A 256-nucleotide genomic window follows, 5' to 3' on the forward strand; every position below is an offset into this window, starting at 1 on the left:
GAACGAGCATGGAGACACCTGAACTGTGAAGGAGTGAGGCGACGATGACTGTGACAACGCCATCCACCATGGGCGTGTCCGAGGCCGCGTGGCAGGGGTTCTCCGGCCGGTCCTGGCGCGACCGCATCGATGTACGCGACTTCATCCAGACCAACTACACACCGTACGAAGGCGATGCCTCCTTCCTGGCAGGCCCGACGACGCGCACCCTCGCGGTATGGCACAAGGTCTCCGCGCTGTTCCCCGAGGAACGCCG

General features: G+C 64.5%; 1 protein-coding gene. It reads left to right on the forward strand.

From position 1 onward, the window contains the following. Positions 1-44 precede the first annotated feature (44 nt). On the forward strand, positions 45-256 hold a 212-nt coding region (locus C6N31_RS43040), incomplete at its 3' end, for a hypothetical protein (RefSeq protein ID WP_198359735.1).

The organism is Streptomyces fildesensis (assembly GCF_016107395.1).
GTDB classification, from domain to species: domain Bacteria; phylum Actinomycetota; class Actinomycetes; order Streptomycetales; family Streptomycetaceae; genus Actinacidiphila; species Actinacidiphila fildesensis.